Raw genomic sequence first — 24,783 nt, 5'->3', positions numbered from 1 at the left:
CCGGAAATCATCGGTCGACGAAGGTGGCCGGACCCGAGAGGGTGTGCGGTACGGGGCGAGCCCCCCGTACCGCACACCCGTGCAGGCGCTTTTCCTTACTGCCCGGCCGCGTTGAGCAGGTCGAGGACGCTCTGCTGGCAGCCGTAGTCGCTGGTGCCCGAGCCCCCGTTCCAGTGCGGGCCGTACTGGTCGAGCGCGTTGCGGTCCTTGGCGTAGGCCGCGTCGGCCCAGCGGTCGAGGGCCGCCGCGTACGGGTGGTCGGTCAGCTGGGCGTCGAGCCTGCCGAGGCCGCGCGCGTACGCCCCCTTGAAGGACGGGCCGTCGCCGGTGCACTCGTCGCCCTCGCCGGGCTCCCGCAGCACGCCGTCGGTCTGGAGGCGGACGGCGGACGCGTCGGCGAGGGTACGGGCGGTGGTCAGCAGCGCGGAGTCACCGGTGGCGCGGTACAGCTCGGTGAGACCGCCGAGAACCACGCCCTGGTTGTACGTCCAGGTGGGCTGGCCGTTGTTGGCGCAGGCGTCGGTGAGCCCGTCGTTGATCATGTGGTCGCCGTTGATCATGCCGCTGCCCTGGAACCACGACCACTCGGCCTTCGCCCGTCCCAGGTAGACCGTGTCGCCGGACATGCGGTTGTGGAGTGCCGCGTTGAGCTGGAGGAAGAGCTCGTTGGTGATGGCGTTCTTGTACGTCATCGTCCGGTTCCACAACACCCCGCCGCCGCAGGTCCCGTTCCAGGACGCCTGCATGTGATCGGCGTCGGCGCGGGCGGTGTTGAGGTACCGGCTGTCGCCCGTCGCGTCGTAGGCGGCGACCCAGGCCAGGCCCCACCAGCCGGTGTCGTCCAGGTAGTCGTTGCGGAAGCTGCCGCCCTGGGCGTTGATGTTCTTGTCGTAGGTGGAGGCGATGGCGTACTGGTAGCTCGGCATGCCGCTGAGGCGCGCGTTGTCGAGCACGGCCGTGAGCGCGTTGGCGGCGGTCCACCAGCCGTTGCCGCCGAAGAGGCCGGTGCCCCGGTCGTACGACATCATCAGCCCGGTCGCGGCGGCGGTGGAGCGGCTCCAGGCGTTCCAGTTCACCCGCGCCCAGCCGGTGCAGGTGATCTCGGGGCGGTCCCCGGCCTTGCCGCAGGCGCGCAGCGCGCCGACGCCGGCGGTGTTCCAGTCGTCGACGTTGTACATCTGGGTGCGCCAGCCGCTCGATCCGGCGGGGACGGCCGTCGCGCCCAGCCTGCTCCCGGAGGCCCAGCTCCGGCCGCCGTCGAAGGAGCGGTCGATCCAGACCTCGTCCCCGGGCGAACCGTTCTCGATCGACCCCCAGCCCATGACATCGTTGTCCGAGAGGTGCAGCCGGACGCTGCGCCCGTACAGCTCGCTGCTCACCGGCGTCCGGTCCGAGGTCGCTCCGGCGGGGTCGCGGGCGTCGCACTGCTTGTTGCAGATGGCAGCCTCGGCCGCACCGGCCGCGGATTCGGCGGCCCGCGCGGTCGCCGCCGGGAGGGCGGTGAGCAGCAGGCTCGCGAAGAGGGCGAGGACGGCCGGGCGCCGGCCTCTGCGGGGGTAAGGCATGCGGCAACTCCTTGCGGGTGGTGGGGGGACGCGCCGGCGGTCGGCCGGTCCGACCAGCCGACCGGATAGCCAGGTTCATGTCAATACATCTGCGCGGACACCCCTGGGACTGGTGTGTGCCGACCACTCGTGCGGGTGACATGCCGCGTCCCCGCCCCGGCCCCGCCCGCCGGGCCGCGAGACTGGCCGGGCCCGTAAACGCACACCGAAGGATCGTCATGGCGGAAGAGCTGTACGCGACGTTGAAGACCAACCAGGGTGACATCGAGATCCGGCTGCTGCCGAACCACGCACCCAAGACGGTGCGCAACTTCGTGGACCTCGCGACGGGCGAGCGCGAGTGGATCGACCCGAACACCTCGCATCCGAGCAGCGCCCCGCTGTACGACGGGACGGTGTTCCACCGGGTCATCGAGGGCTTCATGATCCAGGGCGGTGACCCGCTGGGCAACGGCTCGGGCGGCCCCGGCTACAAGTTCGCCGACGAGTTCCACCCGGACCTGGCGTTCACCAAGCCCTACCTGCTGGCCATGGCGAACGCCGGTCCGGGCACCAACGGTTCGCAGTTCTTCATCACCCTCGCCCCGACCACCTGGCTCACCGGCAAGCACACCATCTTCGGCGAGGTCACGAACGACGCGAGCAAGAAGGTCGTCGACGCCATCGGCACCACGACGACCAACCCGCGCAACGACCGCCCGGTGCAGGACGTGGTCGTCGAGCAGGTCGTCGTCGAGACCCGCTGACCGCCCGGGAGCCCCACGGCTCTACGGCGCGACCCCCAGGTGCCCCAGCACCGTGCGCGCGGCCCGCTCCACCGCGCGGCGGGCCGGGTCGGTGTGGTCGACGGCCTCGAAGCCGTGGCGCGCACCGGGGACGGGGATCACCTCCAGCCGGAGCTCCGTCCCCTTGGCGGCGAGGAGGAACTCCTCGACCGTGGCGTCGATGTCGGGCCCCTCCCTCTCCACCCGGCTCAGCACGAAGGGCAGCGGCCCCGCGGCGCGTACCGCCTCCACGGGGTTGAACCGCCCCGCCGTCCGGGGCCAGCTCGCCAGCGGGGCGAGGACCGGGTACGTCGCCGCGATGCAGCGCAGCCAGACCGGGGGCGCGACCAGCCACTCGGCGGAGAGCAGCGCGCCGCCGGAGAAGACCCAGAGGGCGACCCGGTCCGCGTCGACGCGCGGATCGGCACGGACCTGCTCGACCACCTCGGCGAGGTCGCCCGCGGCGGTGGCGAGGGCGCCGAGTCCGTACATCCGGTGGTCCAGCACGGCGCCGACCACGCCCAGGTCGGCGGCGTACCTGCCGTATCCGACGTACGAAGGCCAGTCGCGGGGCGTGGGCCGGGCGTCGGCCGCGACCGGGCCGCCGTGGACGAACACGATCGCGGGGCGCGGGCCCTCGGCGTCGGGGAGGTAGAGGTCGACGCGGCCGTGCCGCTCCCGCTCGCGTTCGGGTACGTCCAACAGGAACGGCCCCAGATGCGCGGGCGGTCCGGCCGGCGGAGCGTCGACGCGGTGCCCCTCGCCGGCCACCGCACGCCGCAGCACGTCCGCGAGTTCGGCGGGGGCGGAGAGCATCGGCCAGTGGCCGGTGGGGAGTTCGAAGAGGGTGACGCCGGGCCGGGTGAGCGCCTGGACGCGCGGCTCCCCCATCCTGACCAGGGATTCGACCAGCTCGATGGTCGAGCCGTTCCCCGTGGCGAGGAGGCCCGCGTACGGGATGGAGGCGGCGGCCCCGGTCGGGGGCAGCGGCTGTACGAGCGTGGCCGCCGGGTGCGGGACCGCCCGCCGCGCCAGCAGCTCCACCGCCTCGTCGGACAGGTCGGCGGCGCCCGGCCGACCGCGCCACTCCTCGGCGGACGGCGGGGCGACCAGGCCGGAACCCGCCCCCTCGGGCGGAGCCGTCACCGCCGCCACCGCACGCTCGCGCACCCCCGGGTCCACCTCGATGACGAGTGCGGGATCACCGTCCTGGGGCAGCCCGGCGTCCACGTTGACGATCCGGGTGACCCGCTCCGGGCGCAGGGCCGCCGCGCCGAGGACGGGGAGGATGCCGTAGTCGTGGCCGACGAGGACGACCTCGGTCTCCTCGGCGGGCAGCGCGTCGATGATCCGCACCAGGTCTTCGATGTGGGTGGCGAGGCCGGTCCCGGCCCCGGGCCCCTCCGGCTCCGCCCCCTCGCCCGGCGACCCCTCCGGCTCCGCCCCTTCGGCCAGGCCGGTGAGGGTGACCGGGACAGCCGTGTCGCCCGCCTCGCCCAGCGCCTGCGCCACGTGGTCCCAGATCCAGCCCCCGGTGAACGTGCCGGGCACCAACAGGAAAGCCGTCATCGGCCGCCTCCGCCTCCTCCTACCGCACGGACCGGGACGCACACGCGCGGAGCGCGCCCCCGTACACACTCAACTCCCATGATGCGCAGCCGAGTTCCCGCCCCCGCGCGGACTCACCCGACCGTGGCCGAACATCCCCCTCATGGCCGGTTCAGCCCGGGTGGCGCGCGGTGATCCGCCCCACCGCGTCGGCCAGCAGGTACGCGCTCCGCCCGTGCCCGGAGACCGTCACCCGGACGACGGGGGCCGGGCTGCCGCCCTCGGGCGCGATGTCGATCCGCCAGCTCTCGGGGTGGTCGATGCCGAGCCCCGTGCGCGCGGTCTCCACGAGCCCGGGGAGCAGCTCGTACGGGAGGGCGCGCAGGCTCATCGGGAGGCCGTCGCCGGTGGACGGGCCCTTGCTGCCGACGGCCGACATCGTCTTCTCCTCGATGGTGATCCGGGTGCCCAGCTCGGTGCCCATGCCCGTGACCAGGGTGTCCGCGAGGCGGCGCATCTCGCCGGGGCGCAGCGTCGACGCGGAGGAGGCGGAGCCGGTCACGGTGGTGACGGTGGTGGTGGTCCCGCCGCCCGTTCCCGGGACCGCCGGGGCGGAGGCGGACGGGGCCGGCGGGGTGTCGTCGAAGCGTTCGCCCAGCTCGCCCCGGTAGGGGAGGAGGGCAAGGGCCGCCCCGGCGAGCACCCCCAGCAGCACCGCGCACCCGGACCAGCAGGCCCCGTCGGGCTTCACCCGGGTGTGCTCGGGCGCGGTGTCGATCCGTGCGTACGCCGCCCGGCGCGCCCACTCCTCCGTGGGCCGCCGGTCCAGCTCCACCCCCCAGGGCTGCGTCGGGACGTACGTCACCACGACGATCCGGCCCTCGGGGTGCCGCGCCAGGTCGGCCGGGCCGACCTGCTCGTGGACGTACACCCGGTACGCGGGGGCGTCGTCGGGGGCCACCGTGAGGTCGAACCGCACCGGTACGTCGGCGAACTCGCCGTTCGTGACCCGCCGGTGCTCGATCCGGGCGAGCGCGATCCGGGGCACCGGCACGCCCTGCCGCCGGTGCCGCACCCGCGCGGGCACCGCCACCAGCAGCACGGCCACCGCCAGCCCGCCGAGACCGCCGCCGAACAGCGCCACGTCCCTCAGCATCACGCCGACGGTCAACGCGGTCAGGACGCCGCCGACCAGGGCACTCAGCACGAGCACGGCCGGCAGGGCGAGGAGCTGCCGGGCCGCCGGGCGCCCCGGGCGTGCGGGCGTTTCCCCCGTCGTCACCATGGCCGCGATTGTCCACCGCCCGGGTGACGCCGGGGAGACGTACGGCGGAACCCGCGGGGTTCCGCCGTACCGGCGTCCGGGTGAAACCGGCGGACCCCCGGCGCCGGACGCGGGCGGCGGCGGGCCGGATCGGCATCGTGGCCTCCACCCGGCGCGTGGCCTCCACCCGGCGCGTCCCGTCCCGCCCGGCGCGGCCCCGCCCCGGCCCACCCCGTCCCGTCCAGCACCGCCCCCTCCCACTCGGCCCCGTCCCGTCCCGTCCAGCACCGCCTCGCCCCGTCCCGTCACTCAGGAGGACTCATGCTCGGCACCGACTTCCGTACCGGATCGCCCAACTGGCTCGACCTCGGCAGCCCCGACACCCGGGCCGCCGCCGCGTTCTACCGGGCCGTCTTCGGCTGGGAGTTCGTCTCCGCCGGGCCCGAGACCGGCGGGTACGGGTTCTTCCAGACCGACGGGAAGACCGCCGCGGCCCTCGGCCCGCTCACCGAGGAGGGCGCCTCGTCCGCCTGGACGGTCCACTTCAAGACCGACGACATCCACGCGACCGTCCAGGCGGTCCGGGACGGCGGCGGGAGCGTCCGGATGGAGCCCATGGACGTCATGGGCGAGGGGACGCTGGCCCAGGTCACCGACGCGCAGGGCGCCGACTTCGCGCTCTGGCAGCCCGGCAGGACGGCCGGGCTGGAGATCGCCTCCGCGCCGAACAGCCTCATCTGGGTGGAGCTGCACGTGCCCGACCCGGTCGCCGACATCGCCTTCTACCAGGGCCTGTTCGGCTGGCGGACCCAGGACATGCCGGTGCCCGGGATGACGTACCGGGTGCTGAGCACCGAGGACGGCGACCTGCAGGACTCCACCTTCGGCGGGGCGGCTCCGGCGGACGACAGCAGCGGTGGCGAGCAGTCCCGCTGGGTGCCCTACTTCCACGTGGTGGACGTGGACGCCACCGTGGAGGCGACCCGGTCGCACGGCGGGACCGTGCTGATGCCGACCGCCGACATGTCCGACGTCGGCCGGATGGCCTGGCTCGCGGACCCCTTCGGCGCGGTGTTCGCGCTGCTGAAGCCCGACCCCCGGATGTGACCGCCCCGGGCGGGGCTCAGTCGTCCCCGCCCTCCAGCTCGCCCTCGGTCTCCAGGAAGACCTGGCGCAGCGCTTCGAGGACGGCCGGGTCGGGCTTCGCCCACATCCCGCGCGACTCGGCCTCCAGGAGACGTTCGGCGATCCCGTGCAGCGCCCAGGGGTTGGCCTGCTGGAGGAACTCCCGGTTCTCCGGGTCGAGTACGTACGTCTGGGTGAGCTTGTCGTACATCCAGTCGGAGACGACCCCGGTCGTGGCGTCGTAGCCGAACAAGTAGTCCACGGTCGCGGCGAGTTCGAAGGCGCCCTTGTAGCCGTGGCGGCGCATCGCCTCGATCCAGCGGGGGTTGACCACGCGGGCGCGGAAGACGCGCGAGGTCTCCTCGACCAGGGTGCGGGTGCGGACGGTCTCGGGGCGGGTGGAGTCGCCGATGTACGCCTCGGGGGCGGTGCCCTTCAGCGCGCGCACGGCCGCCACCATGCCGCCGTGGTACTGGAAGTAGTCGTCCGAGTCCGCGATGTCGTGCTCGCGGGTGTCGGTGTTCTTCGCGGCGACCTCGATGCGCTTGTACGCGGTCTCCATCTCCTCGCGGGCCGGGCGCCCGTCGAGCTCACGCCCGTAGGCGTAGCCGCCCCACACCGTGTAGACCTCGGCGAGGTCGGCGTCGGTGCGCCAGTCGCGGGAGTCGATGAGCTGGAGGAGCCCGGCGCCGTACGTTCCCGGGCGCGAGCCGAAGATCCGGGTGGTGGCCCGGCGTTCGTCGCCGTGCTCGGCGAGGTCGGCCTGGGTGTGGGCGCGTACGAAGTTCCGCTCGGCCGGTTCGTCGAGCGAGGCCGCGAGCCGTACGGCGTCGTCCAGCAGGCCCACCGTGTGCGGGAAGGCGTCCCGGAAGAAGCCGGAGATGCGGAGCGTCACGTCGATGCGGGGGCGGCCCAACTCCTCGTAGGAGATGGGCTCCAGGCCGGTGACGCGGCGCGAGGCGTCGTCCCAGACGGGGCGGATGCCGAGCAGCGCGAAGGCCTCGGCGATGTCGTCGCCCGCCGTGCGCATGGCGCTGGTGCCCCAGAGCGAGAGGCCGACGGAGGAGGGCCAGTCGCCGTTGTCGGTGCGGTAGCGGGTCAGCAGCGAATCGGCGAGCGCCTGGCCGGTCTCCCAGGCGAGCTTGGAGGGGACGGCCTTCGGGTCGACGGAGTAAAAATTGCGGCCGGTCGGCAGCACGTTGACGAGCCCGCGCAGCGGCGAGCCGGAGGGCCCGGCGGGCACGAAGCCGCCGTTCAACGCGTGGACGGCGTGGGTGAGTTCGTCGGTGGTGGCGGCGAGGCGCGGCACCACCTCGGTGGCGGCGAAGGTGAGGATGTCGGCGACGGCGGACGGCAGGCCGGCGGCCACTCCCGCGACGGCGGACGGGTCCCAGCCGGCGTCCTCCATCGCCTGGACCAGGGCGCGGGCCTGCTCCTCGATCTCGTCGGCGGCGGTGCGGGTGGCGGCCGACTCGTCCAGGCCGAGCGCCTCGCGCAGCCCGGGGAGCGAGGCCGTGCCGCCCCAGATCTGGCGGGCGCGGAGCACCGCGAGGACCAGGTTGACCCGGTCGCCGCCCGCCGGGGGGTTGCCCAGCACGTGCAGGCCGTCGCGGATCTGGACGTCCTTGATCTCACAGAGCCAGCCGTCGAGATGCATGATGAACTCGTCGAAGCCCTCGTCCTGGGGCCGGTCTTCGAGCCCGAGGTCGTGGTCGAGCTTCGCGGCCTGGATGAGCGTCCAGATCTGGGCGCGGATCGCGGGCAGCTTCGCCGGGTCCATCGCGGCGATCTGGGCGTGCTCGTCGAGGAGTTGCTCCAGGCGCGCGATGTCGCCGTAGCTGTCGGCGCGGGCCATCGGCGGCACCAGGTGGTCGACCAGCGTGGCGTGCACCCGGCGCTTGGCCTGGGTGCCCTCGCCCGGGTCGTTGACGAGGAACGGGTAGACCAGCGGCAGGTCGCCGAGGGCCGCGTCCGGACCGCAGGCGGCGGAGAGCCCGGCGTTCTTGCCGGGCAGCCACTCCAGGTTGCCGTGCTTGCCGAGGTGGATCATCGCGTCGGCGCCGAAGCCGCCGTCCTCGGCGCGGGCGGCGATCCAGCGGTAGGCGGCCAGGTAGTGGTGCGAGGGCGGCAGATCGGGGTCGTGGTAGATCGCGATCGGGTTCTCGCCGAAACCGCGCGGCGGCTGGATGAGGATCAGCAGATTGCCGCGCCGCAGGGCCGCGAGGACGATGTCGCCCTCCGGGTTCGACGAGCGGTCCACGAACATCTCACCGGGCGCCGGACCCCAGTGCTCCTCCACCGCAGCGCGCAGCTCGGCGGGGAGGCCGGCGAACCAGCGGCGGTAGTCGGCCGCCGGGATACGGACCGGGTTCGCGGCCAGCTGCTCCTCGGTCAGCCACTCCTGGTCGTGGCCGCCCGCCTCGATCAGCGCGTAGATCAGCTCGTCGCCGTCGCCGGAGACCAGACCGGGGATCTCGCCCTCGGGCCCGAAGTCGTACCCCTCGGCGCGCAGCCGGCGCAGCAGCGCGACCGCGCTCGCGGGGGTGTCCAGGCCGACCGCGTTGCCGATGCGGGAGTGCTTGGTCGGGTACGCGGAGAGCACCAGGGCGATCCGCTTCTCCGCGTTCGGGATGTGCCGCAGGCGGGCGTGGCGGACGGCGATCCCGGCGACCCGGGCGGCGCGCTCGGGGTCGGGGACGTACGCGGGCAGGCCGTCCGCGTCGATCTCCTTGAAGGAGAACGGCACCGTGATCAGGCGCCCGTCGAACTCCGGCACCGCGATCTGGGTGGCCGCGTCCAGCGGGGAGACGCCCTCGTCGTTCTCCTCCCACGCGGCGCGCGAACCGGTCAGGCAGAGCGCCTGGAGGATCGGTACGTCGAGCCCGGTCAGCGCGCCCGCGTCCCACGACTCGTCGTCGCCGCCGGCCGACGCCTCGGCGGGGCGCGTGCCGCCCGCCGCGAGGACGGTGGTCACGATCGCGTCGGCCGCGCGCAGGGCGTCGATCAGCCCGGGTTCGGGGGTACGGAGCGAGGCCACGTACAGCGGCAGCGGGCGGGCCCCGGCGTCCTCCACGGCGGTGCAGAGCGCGTCCACGAACGCGGTGTTGCCGCTCATGTGGTGGGCGCGGTAGTAGAGCACCGCCACCGTGGGCGCGGCCCCGGGAAGCTCGCGGGCGGTCCGCTCCAGCGGGCCCCAGGCGGGGGCCGGGGCGGGCGGCTCGAAGCCGTGGCCGGTGAGCAGCACGGTGTCGGAGAGGAACCGGGCCAGCTGGTCGAGGTTCTCCGGGCCGCCGTGCGCGAGGTAGGCGTGGGCCTCGGCGGCGATGCCGATCGGGACGGTGGACGCGGCCATCAGCTGGGCGTCGGGGGCCTGTTCGCCGGTGAGGACGACGACCGGCAGGCCGGCGGCCCTGACCTGGTCGAGCCCCTCCTCCCAGGCGCGCACCCCGCCGAGGAGGCGCACCACCACGAGCTCGGCGCCGTCGAGCAGCGCCGGGAGCCGGTCGAGCGGGAGGCGGGAGGGGTTGGCGTACCGGTAGCGGACCGGGCCCTCGCAGGCGCGGGCGCTCAGCAGGTCGGTGTCGGAGGTCGACAGGAGCAGGATCATGCCGAGTCAGCCCTTCCCCGGGGTGTCCACGCCCCGGGCGGTGTCGGACGGCGGGAGTTCCTGACTCGTACGGCCGCGTAAGCGGACCGGACTCACAGTGGCGGGACCGCGCCGGAATCTCACCGGGCTTCCTCCCATGGCGCCGTCTGGCGTCGGCGGACCGAATGGTCCACCGCGAGCATCCTAAGGGCCCGGCCTCCGGCGCGGCAGGGGGCCTCCGGGGGGCGGCACAGGTCACATGTGCGCGCCGGTGACGTTCTCAGTGACGTGGGTATGCTCGCCGCCATGTCCGCAACCGCCGATTCGCCCGGTTCCCCCGTGGCCGCCGTCGCCCGGAAAAGCGGCGGCGACGCCTGTCCGGGAACGCTGCGGCTGCACCGTGCGGACGACGGCGCGCTGGCCCGCGTACGGATACCCGGCGGGGTGCTGACCGCCGCTCAGGCACGCACTCTGCTGGCGGCGGCCGAGCGGCTCGGCGACGGCGAACTGCACCTCACCTCGCGCGGCAACCTCCAACTCCGGGGACTCGACGGTGGTTGCGGTGGCGAGCTCGCCGAACTACTGCGTACAGCTGGGCTGTTGCCGTCCGAACAGCACGAACGCGTACGGAACGTAGTCGCCTCCCCGCTCTCCGGCCTCGACACCTCCGGCCGCCCCGAAATACGCTCCTGGCTCACCGAGTTGGACGCCCTGCTCTGCGGGAGCGAGCGGGCCGCCGCGCTCTCCGGCCGCTTCCTCTTCGCCCTCGACGACGGGCGCGGCGACGTGGACGCGCTGGGCGCCGACCTCACCCTGATCGCGCTCGACGGCGACCGGGCGCTGCTCCGGACCGGCCCCGGCGGCCCCCTCCTCCCCGTCCCCTCCGACGCGGCCCCGCGCGCCGCGCTGCTCGCGGCCGAGGCCTTCCTCGACCTGGCGGCCGGCCCGGGCGTCTGGCGGATCTCCGCGCTCCCGGACGCCGCCCGCGCCGCCCTCCCCGCCGAGGCCGCCCGCCGCGCGGGGCTCGTGGTGCCGGCCGTACCGCTTCCCGCCCGTACCCCCTCCGCCCCGCCCGGGCCCGGCACGGTGACCGGTCCCGACGGCCTGAGCGCGCTGCACGTCGGCGTACCCATGGGGCGGCTGACCAGTGCGCGGTGGCGGGCGCTCGTGGAGACCGCCGAACGCCTCGGCTCCGGCGAACTGCGCTGCACCCCGTGGCGCGGGGTCGTCGTGCCGGGCCTGACCGCCGGAGCCGCCCGGGGCGCGTTGGACGTCCTCGCCGCAGCGGGTCTGGTGACCGGGCCCGAGTCGCCCTGGGCCGGGGTCGGCGCCTGTGTCGGGCGCCCCGGCTGCGCGAAGTCGCTGGCCGACGTGCGCGCCGAGGCGGAGGCCGCGCTCGCGCCCCGGCCGGTGCGCGCGCTGCTGCCCGTGTACTGGTCCGGGTGCGAACGCCGCTGCGGCCACCCGCACGGGGAGTGGATCGACGTCGTCGCCACCCCGTCGGGACACCGGATCGCTCGGGTGCGGGGGGAGCCCCGGGACGCCCCGGTGACCGTCCCGGACGATCCGGCCGCGCTCGCCGCGGCGGTGGCGGCGGCCCGGGGCGCCCGTACCTGACCCGCCCGCACCCCCGCAACACACGCCCCACTCGCCCCACTCGCCCCACCGAACCGACCACGCCCCGGCACACGACCGCCCGTGCCCGACCGAAGAAAGCGACAGCACTGTGCATCAGTACGAGAAGGACGGACCGGCGATCTACCGCCAGTCCTTCGCCACCATCCGCGCGGAGGCGGATCTCGCCGGTCTGCCCGCCGACGTCAGCCAGGTCGCGGTCCGGATGATCCACGCGTGCGGCATGGTCGACCTCGTACGCGACCTCGCCTTCTCCCCCACCGCCGTGTCCGACGCCCGCACCGCGCTCCGCGCCGGGGCCCCCATCCTCTGCGACGTGGCGATGGTCGCCAGCGGGGTCACCCGCAAGCGGCTGCCCGCCGACAACGAGGTCGTCTGCACCCTCTCCGACCCCTCGGTGCCCGAGCTGGCCCGGCAACTGGGCACCACCCGCAGCGCCGCCGCGCTGGAGCTGTGGCGGGACCGGCTGGAGGGCTCGGTTGTCGCCATCGGCAACGCGCCCACCGCGCTCTTCCGGCTGCTGGAGATGATCGAGGAGGGCGCCCCGCTGCCCGCCGCCGTCATCGGTGTCCCGGTCGGCTTCATCGGCGCGGCCGAGTCCAAGGAGGCCCTCGCGGCGCACGTCTCCGGGGTCCAGCACCTCGTGGTGCGCGGCCGTCGCGGCGGCAGCGCCCTGGCGGCGGCCGCCGTCAACGCCCTCGCGAGCGAGGAGGAGTGACCGGGACCGTCGCGGCGAACGAGAACGCCGCACACGCGTCCGCCACCGCACACGCCGAGGCGGCGAACGGCGGCACGGGCCGGCTCTACGGGGTCGGTCTCGGCCCCGGCGACCCGGAGCTGATGACCGTCCGCGCGGTGCGGGCCATCGCCGAGGCCGACGTGATCGCCTTCCACAGCGCCCGGCACGGCCGCTCGATCGCCCGGTCCATCGCCGCCGCCCACATCCGGCCCGACCACATCGAGGAACCGCTGGTCTACCCCGTCACGACGGAGACCACCGACCACCCCGGCGGCTACCGGGGCGCGCTGGAGGACTTCTACACCGAGGCGGCGGCCCGGCTCGCCGCACACCTGGACGCGGGCCGCACGGTGGCCGTCCTCGCCGAGGGCGACCCGCTCTTCTACGGCTCGTACATGCACATGCACAAGCGGCTGGCGGACCGTTACCCCGCCGAGGTCATCCCCGGGGTGACCTCGGTGAACGCCGCCGCAGCCCGGCTCGGCACCCCGCTCGTGGAGGGCGAGGAGATCCTCACCATCCTCCCCGGCACCCTGCCGGAGGAGGAGCTGACGGCCCGTCTCGCGTCGACCGACTCCGCCGTGGTGATGAAGCTCGGCCGGACCTTCCCGGCGGTGCGCCGCGCGTTCGAGGCGTCCGGGCGGCTGCCCGAGGCGCGGTACGTCGAACGCGCCACGATGGCCGGGGAGCGCACCGGCGAGCTCGCGGAGGTGGAGCCCGGCTCGGTGCCGTACTTCGCGGTCGCCGTGGTGCCCAGCCGGATCGACGCCCCCCGCCCCGAGCCGGAGCCCGGCTCCGGCGAGGTCGTGGTGGTCGGCACCGGCCCCGCCGGACCGCTCTGGCTGACGCCCGAGACGCGCGGGGCGCTGGCCGCCGCCGACGCGGTGGTCGGCTACACCACCTACCTCGACCGGGTACCGGTCCGGCCCGGCCAGGCCCGCCACGGCTCGGACAACAAGGTGGAGGCGGAGCGCGCCGAGTTCGCCCTCGACCTGGCCCGGCGCGGGCAGCGGGTGGCCGTGGTCTCCGGCGGCGACCCGGGCGTCTTCGCCATGGCCACCGCCGTCCTGGAGGCCGCCTCGCAGCCGGAGTACGCGGACCTGCCGGTACGCGTCCTGCCCGGGGTCACCGCGGCGAACGCGGCCGCCGCCCGCGCGGGCGCCCCGCTCGGCCACGACTACGCGACGATCTCCCTCTCCGACCGGCTCAAGCCCTGGGAGGTCATCGCCGGACGGCTGCGCGCCGCGGCGACGGCCGACCTGGTGATCGCGCTCTACAACCCGGGCTCGAAGAGCCGCACCTGGCAGGTCGGCAAGGCCCGCGACCTGCTCCTCGAACACCGCTCCCCGGACACCCCGGTGGTGCTCGCCCGGGACGTCGGCGGCCCCGGGGAGAGCGTGCGTACGGTGCGCCTCGCAGATCTCGACCCGGCCGAGGTGGACATGCGGACCCTCCTGATCATCGGGTCCTCACAGACCCGCCGGGTCGGCCGGCCGGACGGCGGGCACCTCGTCTGGACCCCGCGCCGCTACCCGGAGGCGTAACGCCTCATCCCCGGCCCAGGCAGGCGTTCAGCCAGCTCAGCGCCTCGGCCGGGGTCGCGGCCACCGGTACCCCCTCCGGGACCGGTGGCCGCCGCACGACCACCACCGGGATCCCGGCCTCCCGGGCCGCCGCCAGCTTCGGCGCGGTGGCCGCGCCCCCGCTGTCCTTGGTGACCAGCACCTCGATGCCGTACCGGCGGATCAGCTCCCGCTCGCCCGCCAGGGGGAACGGACCCCGGTCGAGGAGCACCTCCATCCGCGCCGGGTACGGCGGCTCCGGCGCGTCCACCGACCGCATCAGGAACCAGAGTTCGTCCAGCCCCGCGAAGGCGGCCAGCCCCATCCGCCCGGTGGTGAGGAAGACCCGCCGCCCCAGCGACGGCAGCAGGGCCGCGGCCTCCTCCAGGGAGCCGGCCGGGTGCCAGTCGTCGGCCGGGCCGGCCACCCAGCCGGGGCGGCGGAGCGCCAGCAGGGGAACATGGGCCGAGGCGGCGGCGCGGGCCGCGTGGAAACTGATCGTTCCGGCGAAAGGATGGGTGGCGTCGATGAGCGCATCCACCCGGTGCTCCCGCAGCCAGGCGGCGAGCCCCTCCGTACCGCCGAAGCCGCCGACGCGGACCTCGCCCGGCGGCAGCACCGGTCGGGCCACCCGCCCGGCGAGCGAACTCGTCACCCGCAGGGGCCTGCGTCCTCCGGCCGGTATCTCCGCGTCCAGCGCCTCCGCCAGACGGCGGGCCTCGGTCGTGCCGCCGAGCACGAGGACGTGCTCCGGGGACTCGGGATCGTCCGGCATGTCGGGCAGCGGTATCGGCACCATCGAGGGGGACCTTCCGTGAGCAGTGAGGCCACCATCGAGGGGACCTTCCATGAGCAGTGAGGCGAGGGGCGGACGCGAGGCCCAACTCAAACACACCGGCCTGCGCCCCGGTTGGACCACCGGTGCCTGTGCGACGGCGGCGACCACCGCCGCGTACACCGCGTTGCTGACCGGGGAGTTCCCCGACCCGGTGACCATCACCCTGCCGAAGGGCCAGACCCCCGCGTTCGCGCTCGCCGTCGAGTCCCTGGTCGACGGCGTCGCGACCGCCGGAGTGGTCAAGGACGCGGGCGACGACCCGGACGTGACCCACGGGGCGCTGGTCCGGTCGACGGTACGGGCGCTGCCGCCGGGTTCCGGCGTGGTCTTCCGGGCCGGCCCGGGCGTCGGCACGGTGACCCTGCCCGGACTGCCGCTGGACGTCGGCGAACCGGCCATCAACCCGGTGCCCCGGCAGCTGATGCGCGAGCACGTGGCCCGGGTCGCGGCGGAGCACGGCGGAACCGGCGACGTGGAGGTCACGATCTCCGTGGACGACGGCGAGGAGATCGCACGTTTCACGTGGAACGGTCGCCTCGGCATCCTCGGCGGGCTCTCCATCCTCGGCACCACCGGGGTCGTCGTGCCGTACTCGTGCTCGGCGTGGATCGACTCGATCCGGCGCGGGGTCGACGTGGCGCTGGCCGCCGGGCGGACCCATGTGGCCGGGTGCACCGGCTCGACCTCGGAGAAGACGGTCGTCGCGGAGTACGGCCTGCCCGAGATCGCCCTGCTGGACATGGGCGACTTCGCGGGGGCCGTGCTCAAGTACGTACGCCGCCATCCGGTGCCCCGGCTCACCGTCTGCGGCGGTTTCGCCAAACTGTCCAAGCTCGCCGCCGGGCACATGGACCTGCACTCGGCGCGGTCCCAGGTGGACAAGGGGTTCCTCGCCCGGCTGGCCCGGGCGGGCGGTGCGGACGAGGAGCTCGCCGAGGCGGTGGCGGGCGCCAACACCGGGCTCGCCGCACTCCAGTTGTGCGCGGCGGCCGGGGTGCCGCTCGGCGACCTGGTGGCGGTGGCCGCCCGGGACCAGGCCCTGGAGGTACTGCGCGGGGCACCGGTCGCGGTGGACGTGATCTGCGTCGACCGGGCCGGGACGGTGGTCGGCCGCAGCACGGTCCGCTGAGCCGGGGGCCCGTGTCTCAGCAGGTGTGGCGGTCGCGCTCCGGCGAGTAGAGGTGGCTGTCGCGGAACTGCTCCGCGCCCAGGGTGCGGCCGACGAGGATGACCGCCGTACGGATCACTCCGGCGTCCTTCACCTGGCCCGCGATGGTCTCCAGGGTGCCGCGCAGCACGATCTCGTCGGGGCGGGAGGCCATCGCCACCACGGCGGCCGGGCAGTCGGCCCCGTAGTGCGGCAGCAGCTCCTCCACCACCCGGTCCGCGTACCGGGCGGCCAGGTGGAGCACCAGCAGGGCGCCGCTGCGGCCGAGCGTGGCCAGGTCCTCGCCCTCCGGCATGGCGGTGGCCCGCTGGGCGATCCGGGTCAGGATGACCGTCTGACCGACCGTCGGCACGGTCAGCTCCCGCTTGAGCGCGGCGGCCGCGGCGGCGAACGCGGGGACCCCGGGCACCACTTCGTACGGCACTCCGGCGTCGTCGAGCCGCTTCATCTGCTCGTTGACCGCGCTGAAGACGGACGGGTCGCCGGAGTGCAGCCGGGCGACGTCGTGGCCCTCGGCGTGGGCGCGGACCAGTTCGGCGGTGATCTGGTCAATGTCCAGGCCCTGGGTGTCGATCAGCCGGGCGTCGGGCGGGCAGTCGGCGAGCAGCTCGCGGGGCACCAGGCTGCCCGCGTAGAGGCAGACCGGGCTGGCGGCGAGGAGCCGGGCGCCGCGCACCGTGATCAGGTCGGCCGCGCCGGGGCCCGCGCCGATGAAGTACACGGTCATGAGGTCTCTCCCGAGGAGTCGTGGGGCTTGCGGACGGACCACTGGGTGACGGGCATCGCCTGGCGCCAGCCGGTGAAACCGCCGACCGGGACGGCGTGGGCCACCGCGAGCCGGACGAGTTCGCCGCCGTGGCGGCGGTAGCGGTCGGCGAGCAGCGCCTCCGACTCCAGCGTGACGGTGTTGGCGACCAGCCGTCCCCCGGCGGGCAGCGCGTCCCAGCAGGCGTCGATCAGCCCGGGGGCGGTCAGCCCGCCGCCGACGAACACGGCGTCCGGCACCGGAAGACCGGCGAGCGCCTGCGGGGCGCGGCCGGAGACCACCCGCAGACCGGGCACACCGAGCCGGTCGGCGTTGCGGCCGATCCGGGCGGCGCGCACCTCGTCGCGTTCGACGGTGACCGCGCGGCAGGACGGGTGGGCGCGCATCCACTCGACGGCGATCGAGCCGGAGCCGCCGCCGATGTCCCAGAGGAGCTCGCCGGGCGCGGGTGCCAGCGCGGCGAGGGTCGCGGCCCGGACATGGCGCTTGGTGAGCTGCCCGTCGTGCTCGTACGCGGTGTCGGGCAGCCCGGGTACGAGGCCGAGGCGGAGCGCCTCGGGGGTGGCGCGGCACTCCACGGCGACGAGGTTCAGCGGGTCGCCCGCCGGGCGGTCCCAGCCCTCGGCGGTTCCCTCGTGGCGTGCCTCGGCGGCCGAGCCGAGCTGTTCGAGGACGGTCAGCCGGCTCGGGCCGAAGCCGTGCGCGGTGAGCAGCGCGGCCACCGTCGCGGGGGTGGTCGCGTCGGCGCTCAGCACCAGCAGCCGTCGGCCGTCGTGCAGGGCGGCGAGCAGCCGGGCGGCGGGGCGGCCCACCAGGGTGACGGTCTCGGTGTCCTCGGCGGGCCAGCCGAGCCGGGCGCAGGCGTACGCCACCGAGGACGGGTGCGGCAGCACGCGCAGCGCCCCGGCGCCCAGCTCCTCGGTGAGCGCGCGGCCGATCCCGTAGAACATCGGGTCCCCGCTGGCCAGCACCGCGATCCGGCGGCCCCGGTGGGCGGCGAGCAGACCCGCGACGGCGGGGCGCAGCGGCGAGGGCCACGCCACCCGCAGGCCCGCGCAGACGGCGGGCAGCAGGCCGAGCTGGCGCCCGCCGCCGATCAGCACCTCCGCCTCCAGCAGCGCGGTGCGGGCGGGTTCCGCCAAGCCCGCCCAGCCGTCCGCGCCGATGCCCACGACGGCCACCGGGAGCCCCGGGGGTACGGCGGGCGGGTGCTCGGGGGAGCCGGGTGATGCGGGCGGGGCGGTGGACACGGCCGGACCTCGGTGTTCGGGGCGTTCGGGGGCGTTTCGGTGGAGGACGGGGGGAGACGCTGCCGCACTCTACTGTCCGGCCCCCGGGCGACCACCGGCCGGGCCCGGCGGGCCCGCTCGCGCGGGCGGCCGGTGCGGTGTCCGATGGAGTGGGGGACAGGGGGGACGACGACGGCGGAGGTGCAGGCGTATGAAGTACCTGGTGATGGTGCAGGGCTCGCAGGCCGACTACGACGCGATGTCCGGCCACGGGTCCACCGAGGGCGGCCCGGCGTGGGGCGAGCAGGACCGGCAGGCGATGTTCGCGCACATGGAAGCGCTCAACAAGGACCTGGAGGCCTCCGGCGAGATGCTCTACTGCGACGGCCTCACCGCCCCGGACCAGACCCGGTTCGTCACGGCGGGGGCGAACGGCGGACCCCCGGTCGTCGCCGACGCCCCGTACGACCGGACGCAGGTGCTGATCGCCGGGTACTGGGTGCTGGAGTGTTCGGGCCTGGACCGGGTCACCGAGATCGCCGCCCGCGTCGTCGCCTGCCCGCAGCCCGCGGGTGCCCCGTACCGCGCGGTGGCGATCCGCCCGGTCGGCGAGGCCCCGGAAGGGGACTGACCGTCCCGTCGGCAGCAGCAGGAGTCGCCGACGGCCGCGACCGCCGCCACCATCGGCAGTATGACCACGAGCAGGAAGAACGCCGGGCAGTCCCCTGAGAACGGCGGGTCCGGTGGGAACAGCGGGAACAGCGTCCCCACCCTTCGGATCGCGCAGCAGCCGGAGGCGGACGAGCTGCTGGCCCGCAGCCCGCTGGCCGCCCTGGTCGGCATGCTGCTCGACCAGCAGGTCCCCATGGAGTGGGCCTTCACCGGACCCCACTCGCTGGCCCTGCGGATGGGCTCGGACGACCTGGACGCCCGGGAGATCGCCGGGTACTCCCCCGAGGCGTTCACCGCGTTCTTCACCGACAAACCGGCCCTGCACCGCTACCCCGGCTCCATGGCCAAGCGGGTGCAGCAGCTGTGCCAGTACCTCGTGGCGGAGTACGACGGCGACGCCGACGCGGTCTGGGCCGACGCCGCCACCGGCGCGGAGCTGCTGGCCCGGCTGGAGGCGCTGCCCGGTTTCGGCACCCAGAAGGCGCAGATCTTCCTGGCCCTGCTGGGCAAACAGTTCGGCGTACGGCCGCCAGGCTGGCGGGAGGCGGCGGGGGCGTACGGGGAGCAGGGCGGCCACCGCTCGGTCGCCGACATCACCGGCCCCGAGTCGCTCGCCGAGGTCCGCGCGTTCAAGCAGCGGGCGAAGGCTGAGGCCAAGGCGGCCAAGGCGGCCAAGGCGGCGCCCGCCAAGAAGGCCGCCCGGTGAACGCCCACGCACGGACCCGCCGCGCGCTGCCGCTCCTCGCCGCCGCCGCGCTGCTCCCCCCGCTGCTGCTGGGCGCGGCGGCCCCGCCGCCCGCCGCGGAACCGGACCCGGCGCGGGAGGCCGCCCGGCTCTCCCGGGAACTCGTCGCCGCCTCCTCCGCGACGGGCGCGTACCGGCATCTGCGCCGCTTCCAGGAGGCGGCCGACGCGGCGGGCGGAAACCGGGCCGCAGGATCGGCGGGCCACGACGCCTCGGCCGCGTACGTCCTCCAGCAGCTCCGCCGGGCCGGTTACGACGCCGGGTACGAGTCCTTCCCCTTCACCTGGACCGAGACCCTCGCCGAGAAGCTGGCCGTCGTCGCCCCGGAGCCCCGGGACGCCGAGGTGGAGGCGATGACGTACACCGCGTCGACCGAGGAGGGCGGGCTCACCGCCGAGCTGGTCCGGGTCCCGGTCGACAAGACCACCGGCTGCGAGGCGGCCGACTACGCGAAGACCGAGGTCACCGGACGGATCGCGCTGATCCGGCGGGGCGGCTGCTCCTTCCTGCAGAAGCAGACGGCCGCGGCCGGGGCGGGCGCGGCCGCGGCGCTGATCTCCAACGACCTCGACGGCAGGCTCACCGGCACCCTCGGCGACCCCGCCGCCGTCCGCATCCCCACCGGAGGCATCAGCCGCGCCGAGGGCGACGCGCTGGCCACCGCGCTGGACGGGGACGAGAAGGTCACCGTGACTCTCGAACTCCGCGAGCGCCAGGAGAAGCGCACCACCCGCAACGTCGTCGCCCAGACCCCGGGCGGCGACCCCGCGCACACCGTCATGCTCGGCGCGCACCTGGACTCCGTCTCCGACGGACCGGGCATCAACGACAACGGTTCCGGCTCGGCCGGGCTCCTCGAAGTCGCGCTGCGGCTCGCGGCGACGCACCGCACCCCGGCGAACGCCGTCCGGTTCGCCTGGTGGTCGGCCGAGGAGGGCGGACTCGTCGGCTCGGACGCGTACGTCGCCGGACTGACCACTGCCCAGCGCCAACAGATCGCCCTCTACCTCAACTTCGACATGATCGCCTCGCCCAACGGCGTCCAGTTCGTCTTCGACGGCGACGACTCGGAAGCCTCCGGCGCGGGCCCCGGCCCGGCCGGCTCCGCCCAACTGGAGCGCGGGATCGCCGAGTTCCTGGACCGCCACAGGACCCCGTACGAGAGCACCGACTTCACCGGGCGGTCCGACTACGGACCGTTCATCGAGGCCGGCATCCCGTCGGGCGGTACGGACACCGGCGCGGAGGGGATCAAGTCGGCGGCGCAGGCAGCCGAGTTCGGCGGCAAGGCGGGGATCGCGTACGACCCCTGCTACCACGCGGCCTGCGACACCCTCGACAACATCGACCCAGCCGCCTTCGAGACCAACATCGACGTGATCGCGGACGCGGTCGGCAGCTACGCGCAGGACCTGCGGCCGCTCACCGGCCCGGCGCCCGCGGCGGTGCGCACGGACGGACACGGAAGCGGCCGGCTCCGTACCGGCCACGGCCGTGACAGGGCGTGAGGAAGTTCCTCCACCGCGCGGGCCGGACCCGCCGGGCCCTCCGCGCGGCCCCCGCGGGCAGGGGCGCGGAGGCACGGTGCGCGCCGCTGCCCGCGCCGGGGGCCGAGGACCGCTCCCGTTCACCCCGACACCACCCACCGTCCCCGCACCGGTCGCCGGAGACGGACGAACTCCCCCTTTTTCCAAGGGTGTCGGCGTGATGTACACCCTTTCCTCACCGCCTCTGCGGGAGATCACCCTTCCGTTTTCAGGGGATTCACTCACTTTCGACTGACATCATGACCCCCTTCCCCGGCTGCGCACGGTGGTTGTTCCCCGGTAGGCTTTCCGTGTGATCTTCAAGCGCATCGGAAATGGGCGGCCATACCCCGACCACGGCCGGGAAAGCACCCGCCAGTGGGCCGACGTCGCGCCGCGCCCGGTTCGCCTCGACCAGCTCGTGACCACGAAGGGCGAGCTGGACCTGGAAACGCTTCTCGCCGAGGACTCCACCTTCTACGGCGACCTCTTCGCGCACGTCGTGAAGTGGCAGGGCGACCTCTACCTGGAGGACGGGCTGCACCGCGCGGTCCGCGCCGCGCTCCAGCAGCGCCAGGTGCTCCACGCCCGCGTGCTCGAACTCGGCTGACGGCACCACCCGGTGCGGCCCGGTCCGCCCCTCTACCACCGCCGCGCCCCGGACCCCGCGCCGTCGGGCCCTTTCGAGTGTTTTCCGACGCATGCGGGTGCCATCGGTTGATCATTTAGTACGCATCATCGGCGGCCCGCACTACGCTGCGCACATGAGCATGCTCACTCCCCCCGGCATGGGCGGAAAGTACCGCATCACGGGCAACGCCTATCCCCGGATGCGCCGCCCCCGCCACCGCCGCAGGCTCGTCCTCGCGGTCGTCGCCTCCCTGGTGGCCCTCGGGCTGGCCGGCTGGGGCACGCTGCAGCTCATCGACGTCTACTCGGGCGGCGACACCACGGCACAGGCGGCCGACCACAAGCGGGAGTGCCGAGCCGTCCCGAAGCAGGCGGCGGCCGTGAAGACGCTGCCCGCGCCGAACCGGATCACGGTCAACGTCTACAACGCGACCCCGCGCAGCGGCCTGGCCAAGTCCGCCGCCGACGAGCTGAAGAAGCGCGGCTTCAAGATCGGCGAGGTGGGCAACGCTCCCGCCGCGTACGACAAGAAGGTTCCCGGCACCGGTCTGCTGCTCGGCCCGCCGACCGCCGCCGACAGCGCGTTCCCGGTCCTGGAGACCCAGCTGCCGGGCATCGCCCGGAAGACCGAGGCCCGCGAGAACGCCGAGGTGGACCTGATCCTGGGCACCCGGTTCACGGCGTTCAGCACCCCGCAGGCGGCGGCCGCCGCGCTGACGGCGCTGACGAAGCCCGTTCCCACCCCCTCCGCCTGCTGAGCCGAAAGCCCGCGCGGACACGACGACGGCCGGTCACCCCACCTGTGACCGGCCGTCTTCGTCGTGTGAACGCGTTCTAGTCGGCCGTGCCGTACATCCGGTCGCCCGCGTCGCCCAGCCCCGGAACGATGTAGCCGTTCTCGTTGAGCCGCTCGTCCACCGAGGCGGTGACCACGGTGACCGGGGCGTCCGCCAGCTCGCGCTCCATGATCTCGACGCCCTCCGGCGCCGCCAGCAGCACGACGGCGGTGACGTCGTCGGCGCCCCGCTTGATGAGCTCGCGGATCGCGGCGACGAGCGTCCCGCCGGTCGCCAGCATCGGGTCGAGGACGTAGACCTGGCGGCCGGAGAGGTCCTCCGGCATCCGGGTCGCGTACGTCTCCGCCTGGAGCGTCTCCTCGTTGCGGATCATGCCGAGGAAACCGACCTCCGCGGTCGGCAGCAGCCGCACCATGCCGTCCAGCATGCCGAGACCGGCGCGCAGGATCGGTACGACGAGGGGCCGGGGGTACGACAGCTTCACGCCCGCCGTCCGCGCGACCGGGGTCTCGATGTCGACCAGCTCGGTCCGCACGTCCCGGGTCGCCTCGTAGGCGAGCAGGGTGACCAGCTCGTCGGCGAGCCGGCGGAAGGTCGGGGAGTCGGTGCGCTTGTCGCGCAGGGTGGTGAGTTTGTGCGCCACCAGTGGGTGGTCGACGACATGGATCCGCATGCCGTCAACACTAACGGCCTCCCGCGCGCCGCGAGCTTCCTCCCCGGCGGAGGCGGGGCACGCCCGAGCCCGCCCGGACGCCAGCACTGGCATCATCCACTCGTTCGGGGGGAAGGTGAGGCATACGGACCAGCCTTGGGGTGGTGTGCGGATGCCTGACCGGGAGCCGAAGCGGGACGAGCCCGCGACGCGGGGACGACTCGAAGCACGCGACGTGCGCGACGAGCGCGACGCGCCGACCAGTACGGAGCACACGCAGGAGAGTGACGCGGCCCGCCGCCGTCGCCGGGCGCAGTTCCTCCGCGAACTGCACGAGGCGAAGCAGCTGCGGGACCGGGTCCAGCCCCGCCGGGCCCGCGCGGCCCGTATGCGCCAACAGATGCGGATGCGCACCTTCCGCTGGTGACGGGGGCTCCGACGGGCGCGTTCGCCCCTGCCGGAGTGCTCCGGAGCGGCTTCCGCCGACCGGGCCCTTGCGGAACTGATGGCCGACGCAACGTCCGAAGAGGTCTCGCTCGGCCGATGTTTCTGCCACGATGCCGATTGGGCGGGGCTCGGCGCAGTCGGACAATCGTCTGCCCTCCCGTCGGACCGAATATCACCTCTGACCAGTGGGAGTGTCACGGTGTACTTCGCCGCACTGCTCGCGCGCACCGAAGACGGGTGGGAAGCGAGCGATACGGAGCTCGACGATGTGGAGGCCCTGTCCGACCTGACGGATCTGGCCCGGGACGCCTCGGTGGACGAGGACACGGTCCTCGTCTACATCGAGCAGGAGGACGCGTGGTTCGGCGTCGTCCGCGTGGACGGTGAGGAGGACCCCCGGATCTACGTCTCGGACGCCGCCGCCGCCGCCCGATCCTCGTACGGGGAGATCCTGCTCACCGACGAACTGCTCGGCCGCGAACCGGGGGCCGAGGACGAGATCGCCGCTCTGGAGGAACTCGTCGGGCTCGAAGACGACGAGGCCGACGATCCGGAGTTCGGCCACGGAGACGACGACGGCGCCACCGCCCGGCGGGCCGCGCCCGTCGAAGCGGACGACGACCCGGACGCCGTGCCGGCGGGACCGATCGGGGACGCCTCGATCCTCGCCGACCTCGGCCTCTCCGAGCAGGCGCTGCTGACCCTGCGGACCGACGCGCTGGCGGAGATCGCCGACGCGCTGGGGGCGGACGAAGTACTGGAGAGCGTCCGCTAAGGTCCGCGGGTGACCGCACCACCCCCCGAAGAACCCCCGCCCCCGCCTTCCCCCACCCCCCTTCTCGCGTCCTACGCCACCGATCCCGTACGGGACCCGTGGCGGGCCCCGATGCGCCATGCCCTGGACGAGGCGGCGCAGGCGGCGCTGGCCGGTGATGTTCCGGTCGGTGCCGTCGTCCTGGGACCGGACGGATCGACGATCGCCACGGGCCGCAACGAGCGCGAGGCGACCGGCGATCCGACCGCGCACGCCGAGATCCTCGCCGTACGTGGAGCCGCCGCCGCCCTCGGGCAGTGGCGGCTCCACGGCTGCACGCTCGTGGTGACCCTGGAGCCCTGCACGATGTGCGCGGGCGCGCTCGTGCAGTCGCGCGTGGACCGGGTCGTCTACGGTGCGCGCGACGACAAGGCCGGGGCCGCCGGCTCGCTCTTCGACGTCGTGCGCGACCGCCGTCTCAACCACCGGCCCGAGGTGATCCACGGGGTCCTGGAAGAGGAGTGTTCGGCACAGCTCACGGCCTTTTTCCGGGCTCTGTGACAACTGATTTCTGATCCCGGGCCGTCATGGTCTAAGCTCTCTCTCGGTAGCGTGTCCGAGCGGCCGAAGGAGCTCGCCTCGAAAGCGAGTGTGGGGAAACTCACCGAGGGTTCAAATCCCTCCGCTACCGCTCTTACACCCCTCTGATCTGCGGAAACGCAGTCAGGGGGGTGTTTTGCGTTCAGCCGCCGCCTCGATCAAGTCAAGGAA

22 protein-coding genes, 1 tRNA gene and 1 riboswitch are annotated in these 24,783 nt (G+C 74.3%); of the genes, 15 read left to right on the top strand and 8 right to left on the bottom strand.

The window, feature by feature from the left end:
• Positions 1-95: 95 nt before the first annotated feature.
• Positions 96-1,565: a glycoside hydrolase family 76 protein gene (locus ACWCWD_RS28015; protein ID WP_450776892.1), complete on the bottom strand. Its 1,470-nt coding sequence runs from the start codon at positions 1,563-1,565 to the stop codon at positions 96-98.
• A 218-nt stretch (positions 1,566-1,783) separates the two neighbouring features.
• Here ACWCWD_RS28015 and ACWCWD_RS28010 point away from each other — a divergent pair, with 218 nt between their 5' ends.
• Positions 1,784-2,311, top strand: coding sequence for a peptidylprolyl isomerase (locus ACWCWD_RS28010; protein ID WP_450776890.1), 528 nt, complete (start codon positions 1,784-1,786; stop codon positions 2,309-2,311).
• Positions 2,312-2,332: 21 nt separating this feature from the next.
• Here the strand turns inward: ACWCWD_RS28010 and ACWCWD_RS28005 are convergent, their stop codons facing one another.
• The gene (locus ACWCWD_RS28005) at positions 2,333-3,898 is read right to left on the bottom strand and encodes an alpha/beta hydrolase (protein ID WP_450776888.1); all 1,566 of its coding nucleotides are present in this window, start codon (positions 3,896-3,898) and stop codon (positions 2,333-2,335) included.
• 151 nt (positions 3,899-4,049) lie between these two features.
• Positions 4,050-5,162: a hypothetical protein gene (locus tag ACWCWD_RS28000; protein ID WP_450776886.1), complete on the bottom strand. Its 1,113-nt coding sequence runs from the start codon at positions 5,160-5,162 to the stop codon at positions 4,050-4,052.
• Between the two features lie 300 nt (positions 5,163-5,462).
• Between ACWCWD_RS28000 and ACWCWD_RS27995 the strand changes: the two genes are divergently transcribed.
• Positions 5,463-6,248, top strand: a complete 786-nt coding sequence (locus ACWCWD_RS27995) for a VOC family protein (protein WP_450776884.1) — start codon at positions 5,463-5,465, stop codon at positions 6,246-6,248.
• 16 nt (positions 6,249-6,264) lie between these two features.
• Here the strand turns inward: ACWCWD_RS27995 and cobN are convergent, their stop codons facing one another.
• Complete coding sequence (gene cobN, locus ACWCWD_RS27990) at positions 6,265-9,873, bottom strand: cobaltochelatase subunit CobN (protein WP_450776882.1); 3,609 nt, start codon at positions 9,871-9,873, stop codon at positions 6,265-6,267.
• Positions 9,874-9,920: 47 nt separating this feature from the next.
• Positions 9,921-10,037, bottom strand: a riboswitch (cobalamin riboswitch).
• A 109-nt stretch (positions 10,038-10,146) separates the two neighbouring features.
• Here cobN and cobG point away from each other — a divergent pair.
• From cobG to ACWCWD_RS27975, 3 genes are all read left to right on the top strand, one after another.
• Entirely contained in the window at positions 10,147-11,469 is a 1,323-nt protein-coding gene (gene cobG, locus ACWCWD_RS27985; RefSeq protein WP_450776995.1) for a precorrin-3B synthase, read from the top strand.
• A 109-nt stretch (positions 11,470-11,578) separates the two neighbouring features.
• Positions 11,579-12,205, top strand: a complete 627-nt coding sequence (locus tag ACWCWD_RS27980; protein WP_450776880.1) for a precorrin-8X methylmutase — start codon at positions 11,579-11,581, stop codon at positions 12,203-12,205.
• Positions 12,202-13,770 carry a precorrin-2 C(20)-methyltransferase gene (locus ACWCWD_RS27975; protein WP_450776878.1) on the top strand — a complete coding sequence of 523 codons (1,569 nt, stop codon included), beginning with the start codon at positions 12,202-12,204 and terminating at the stop codon, positions 13,768-13,770. Before ACWCWD_RS27980 ends, ACWCWD_RS27975 begins: the two co-directional genes overlap by 4 nt.
• 4 nt (positions 13,771-13,774) lie before the next feature.
• Here the strand turns inward: ACWCWD_RS27975 and ACWCWD_RS27970 are convergent, their stop codons facing one another.
• Entirely contained in the window at positions 13,775-14,587 is an 813-nt protein-coding gene (locus ACWCWD_RS27970; protein ID WP_450776877.1) for a cobalt-precorrin-6A reductase, read from the bottom strand.
• A gap of 49 nt (positions 14,588-14,636) precedes the next feature.
• Here ACWCWD_RS27970 and ACWCWD_RS27965 point away from each other — a divergent pair, with 49 nt between their 5' ends.
• Positions 14,637-15,755, top strand: a complete 1,119-nt coding sequence (locus ACWCWD_RS27965) for a cobalt-precorrin-5B (C(1))-methyltransferase (RefSeq protein WP_450776875.1) — start codon at positions 14,637-14,639, stop codon at positions 15,753-15,755.
• Positions 15,756-15,771: 16 nt separating this feature from the next.
• Here the strand turns inward: ACWCWD_RS27965 and cobM are convergent, their stop codons facing one another.
• A complete protein-coding gene (gene cobM / locus ACWCWD_RS27960) occupies positions 15,772-16,521 on the bottom strand; it encodes a precorrin-4 C(11)-methyltransferase (RefSeq protein ID WP_450776873.1) in 750 nt (249 codons plus the stop codon).
• Positions 16,518-17,810 carry a precorrin-6y C5,15-methyltransferase (decarboxylating) subunit CbiE gene (gene cbiE / locus ACWCWD_RS27955; protein WP_450776871.1) on the bottom strand — a complete coding sequence of 431 codons (1,293 nt, stop codon included), beginning with the start codon at positions 17,808-17,810 and terminating at the stop codon, positions 16,518-16,520. Before cbiE ends, cobM begins: the two co-directional genes overlap by 4 nt.
• 190 nt (positions 17,811-18,000) lie before the next feature.
• Between cbiE and ACWCWD_RS27950 the strand changes: the two genes are divergently transcribed.
• From ACWCWD_RS27950 to ACWCWD_RS27930, 5 genes are all read left to right on the top strand, one after another.
• A complete protein-coding gene (locus ACWCWD_RS27950) occupies positions 18,001-18,420 on the top strand; it encodes a YciI family protein (RefSeq protein WP_450776870.1) in 420 nt (139 codons plus the stop codon).
• A gap of 60 nt (positions 18,421-18,480) precedes the next feature.
• Positions 18,481-19,167, top strand: coding sequence for an HhH-GPD-type base excision DNA repair protein (locus ACWCWD_RS27945; RefSeq protein WP_450776868.1), 687 nt, complete (start codon positions 18,481-18,483; stop codon positions 19,165-19,167).
• The gene (locus ACWCWD_RS27940) at positions 19,164-20,714 is read left to right on the top strand and encodes a M28 family metallopeptidase (protein WP_450776866.1); all 1,551 of its coding nucleotides are present in this window, start codon (positions 19,164-19,166) and stop codon (positions 20,712-20,714) included. The genes ACWCWD_RS27945 and ACWCWD_RS27940 overlap by 4 nt, the downstream gene beginning before the upstream one ends.
• Before the next feature lie 331 nt (positions 20,715-21,045).
• Positions 21,046-21,342 carry a type II toxin-antitoxin system VapB family antitoxin gene (locus ACWCWD_RS27935; protein WP_266706381.1) on the top strand — a complete coding sequence of 99 codons (297 nt, stop codon included), beginning with the start codon at positions 21,046-21,048 and terminating at the stop codon, positions 21,340-21,342.
• Between the two features lie 178 nt (positions 21,343-21,520).
• Positions 21,521-22,120: a LytR C-terminal domain-containing protein gene (locus ACWCWD_RS27930; protein ID WP_450776993.1), complete on the top strand. Its 600-nt coding sequence runs from the start codon at positions 21,521-21,523 to the stop codon at positions 22,118-22,120.
• Positions 22,121-22,196: 76 nt separating this feature from the next.
• On the opposite strand, the gene upp is transcribed toward ACWCWD_RS27930, so the two are convergent.
• Positions 22,197-22,832 carry a uracil phosphoribosyltransferase gene (upp, locus tag ACWCWD_RS27925; RefSeq protein ID WP_390963987.1) on the bottom strand — a complete coding sequence of 212 codons (636 nt, stop codon included), beginning with the start codon at positions 22,830-22,832 and terminating at the stop codon, positions 22,197-22,199.
• A gap of 151 nt (positions 22,833-22,983) precedes the next feature.
• On the opposite strand from upp, the gene ACWCWD_RS27920 reads away from it, so the two are divergent.
• From ACWCWD_RS27920 to ACWCWD_RS27905, 4 genes are all read left to right on the top strand, one after another.
• The gene (locus tag ACWCWD_RS27920) at positions 22,984-23,238 is read left to right on the top strand and encodes a hypothetical protein (RefSeq protein WP_450776864.1); all 255 of its coding nucleotides are present in this window, start codon (positions 22,984-22,986) and stop codon (positions 23,236-23,238) included.
• 219 nt (positions 23,239-23,457) lie between these two features.
• On the top strand, positions 23,458-24,033 hold the full coding sequence (locus tag ACWCWD_RS27915; protein WP_450776862.1) for a tRNA adenosine deaminase-associated protein: 576 nt from the start codon (positions 23,458-23,460) through the stop codon (positions 24,031-24,033).
• Positions 24,034-24,144: 111 nt separating this feature from the next.
• Positions 24,145-24,573 carry a tRNA adenosine(34) deaminase TadA gene (gene tadA / locus ACWCWD_RS27910; RefSeq protein ID WP_450776991.1) on the top strand — a complete coding sequence of 143 codons (429 nt, stop codon included), beginning with the start codon at positions 24,145-24,147 and terminating at the stop codon, positions 24,571-24,573.
• A 45-nt stretch (positions 24,574-24,618) separates the two neighbouring features.
• Positions 24,619-24,703: transfer RNA gene (locus tag ACWCWD_RS27905), tRNA-Ser, on the top strand.
• Positions 24,704-24,783: the final 80 nt, after the last annotated feature.

It is taken from the genome of Streptomyces sp. NPDC001493 (assembly GCF_053597235.1).
Note: the sequence above shows the minus strand (reverse complement) of the source record. Positions and strands in the feature narration are given on the sequence as shown.